Annotated in this window: 3 protein-coding genes (2 of these 3 only partly in view); 1 reads left to right on the top strand and 2 read right to left on the bottom strand. The window is 40.0% G+C overall.

The annotated features are described in order from the left end of the window. Nucleotides 1-40: the start of a homoserine O-acetyltransferase MetX gene (gene metX, locus LEP1GSC190_RS09700; protein ID WP_002763954.1), read on the bottom strand. The gene continues 1,067 nt to the left of window position 1, outside the view; 40 of the gene's 1,107 nt are visible here — the first part of the coding sequence; it begins with the start codon at nt 38-40; its stop codon lies off the left edge, out of view. A gap of 491 nt (nt 41-531) precedes the next feature. Between metX and impL63 the strand changes: the two genes are divergently transcribed. Beyond that, a complete protein-coding gene (gene impL63, locus LEP1GSC190_RS09690; RefSeq protein ID WP_004279516.1) occupies nt 532-2,175 on the top strand; it encodes a cytoplasmic membrane protein ImpL63 in 1,644 nt (547 codons plus the stop codon). Here impL63 and LEP1GSC190_RS09685 read toward each other — a convergent pair. Continuing rightward, nucleotides 2,164-2,500, bottom strand: the final stretch of a protein-coding gene (locus LEP1GSC190_RS09685; protein ID WP_004279711.1) for a 16S rRNA (uracil(1498)-N(3))-methyltransferase. 446 nt of this gene lie beyond the right edge of the window; 337 of the gene's 783 nt are visible here — the last part of the coding sequence; its start codon lies beyond the right edge, outside the window; it ends in the stop codon at nt 2,164-2,166. The genes impL63 and LEP1GSC190_RS09685 overlap by 12 nt on opposite strands.

Genomic DNA, 2,500 nt, shown 5'->3' with positions numbered 1-2,500 from the left:
ATTTAGTTTCAATGATTCCGATCGATCCAGATTCATTCATAAGATACGGTTGTCACTTTCTTTCTCACCGGCTAACTTTTCAGTCACTTTCTTGAATGGGGAAAAGTGATCGGTTGAAATGTCAAGTTTGCTTCCATAATCCAGAGAACACTGTTTTGGGACGGGACGTAAAAAGCAATTCGGTAAATGGGTCACCTTTGGACGACTTGCGTGGAATCGAATTGCTCGGACTTGTCTTTTCTTCGTATTTGGTCAATTTTTCCTTTTTTCGTATTCTGAGAATTTTTGTGCGAAAGTCAAATAAAAATCCGTTATGTTGAAATTAAGTTCCGTTTATACGAATGGAATTGCAAAAAATTTCCTTTGCAATTCTAGAGGTTTCTGATTCTATTTACTCCCAAAGGTTTAGATTGTTTATTCCCGAATGAAAGTTGGTTAGAATTTTAGGTTTGGACCTTATTCGTTCCGATAATAAAGCAAGACTTTACGGTAGCGAGATTTTCTAAAGAATCTTCGGTGACCATATTCGATATGTTCAAACGTCCGAAATATTATTTCACATTTCTATTTCTTTTTTTTGCGATACAAACAGGAATTCAGGCACAACTTTGGACGCCGCCGGGGAGGCAGTATATGCATCCCACCGATCCGTTCACTTACGATCTCGGGATCAATAAATACCAGAAGGATTATTATCTCTATGTTGCTCCGACCGTGAATTTAAATTTCGGAGGAGATTTCGGAGCATCCCTGACTGTGCCTTTGAACTTTTTGATATACGACGTGGACCCAAAACAAGAAAATTCCAGGATCGGTAAGCTGCGGACTTTCGATTATAATGAAAAGAGCGATTATCTTCGATTGATCAATAATATCTGGTTCGGTCAGTTTGGTAAATACACTCCGGGGGAAATTACGTATTCCGCGTATCTTGGGAAGTTGTTCGACGGTTATATTGGCCACGGAACCATCGTGAATCGATACATAAACAACCAACGTTTGGATGTGTATAACGTGGGCCTCCAAGCCGACATGAACAGCGATTATGGAGGGGTACAGGTATTTTCAAATTCGGTTTACACGAGGGAAGTCAGTTCAGCACGGGTTTACATTCGGCCTTTTGCGGTAGGATTCAAACTTTTCGATATCATCACCGGTCGTTCTAAGTTCTTAACGATGCTCACGATCGCACAAGGAAACGTAGCGGATGAAGCGGGGAGAAGAAAAGTCTACGAAGAAGTGGGTGCAGAAGAAAAAGAATCGTATCGTGCTTTGATTGAGGATCAGAAGACGCAGGAAAAAAAAGAAGAAATGATTCCTGCGGATAAAAAACCGGAAAAGCCGCAAAATCTAAAGGAGCTTTTCAATCAGGATAATTTTGCCAATCGATTTGCGATCGGTTATACAACCGCTTTCGACAATAAAGCTCCGCTTGAACTCAAGTTCGATTCGACAGGAGAGCTTAGGGTGAACGAAAGTAACAATCCTCTCGTCAGGTCCACGGAAAAACTAACGGTTACCGGTTTTGACTTAGAATACAAACTACTGGCCGCGAAATATATAGAACTGACCCCCTATTACGACGTGAACAAAATCAAACAAATAGAGAACGCTAAAGGGACACATTATGGAGCGATTTTACGATTGGGCGGAAAGGATATATATGTTCGGGTAAAGCCGGAATATAGAAATATGACGTCTACGTATATTCCGATGTATTTTGACAGTTTTTACGAATTGGAAAGATATCAGAGTAATTTGCAGAGTCATATTCCGCAGACAAAACTTGAGGCGGCAAAGTTGGCCGATCCCGACGGTCCTAAAGTTAAAGGACATTTTACCACGGTCTTATTTAATTTTTACAAATTTGCGGTCGAATCGAATTACGAAAATTATTCCGGGCCCGATAACTCAAGGATATTCCTAGGGGTATATATTCCGCTCGGAAGCATGCTTTTACTAAACGGATATTATACCAAAAAGGGTTTTGATAAAAGTAAAGAGGCTTTTAAGTTGGATGATCGTTCTCAGGGAGCTCTCGAATTGGCGATCAATTTAGGAATTATCACCATAAGACTTCAAAATATTCGTAAATGGGTTTATGATACCACTTCCGGACAATACGAGGCTCAGGATGAACAGAAAGTAATGTTCTCGGGCGGCTTAAGTTTTTAGGAAAAGATTTTTCTCTTCGAGTCTTGAGAGAAGGAACGCAACGGCTGTTTCGGTGCGTAAGACACGGCTGGAAAGATTCAACTCTTTAAAATCGAAACGTTTCCAAAAATCGATTTCGCTTCGAACAAAGCCGCTTTCCGGACCGATTGCTACTAAGACTTTCGGTGTTTTAGAAGGCATTTCAAAATTTAAATCCGACTTTTTTTCTTCAATAATTTGTGGAAGTGCAGTTCCTCTACGATCCAAAACGAAACGAAATGTAAAATCTACCTTTTTAAATTTCTCCTGAAGAATTGTTTCCAATCGATTCTTAAAATCGAAATGG

Origin of the sequence: Leptospira mayottensis 200901116 (assembly GCF_000306675.2) — a bacterium.
GTDB lineage: Bacteria > Spirochaetota > Leptospiria > Leptospirales > Leptospiraceae > Leptospira > Leptospira mayottensis.
Note: the sequence above shows the minus strand (reverse complement) of the source record. Positions and strands in the feature narration are given on the sequence as shown.

Bases quoted from the DNA above. Each gene is read 5' to 3' on its own strand.
- impL63 (WP_004279516.1), top strand. From the start codon at position 532: ATGTTCAAACGTCCGAAATATTATTTCACATTTCTATTTCTTTTTTTT.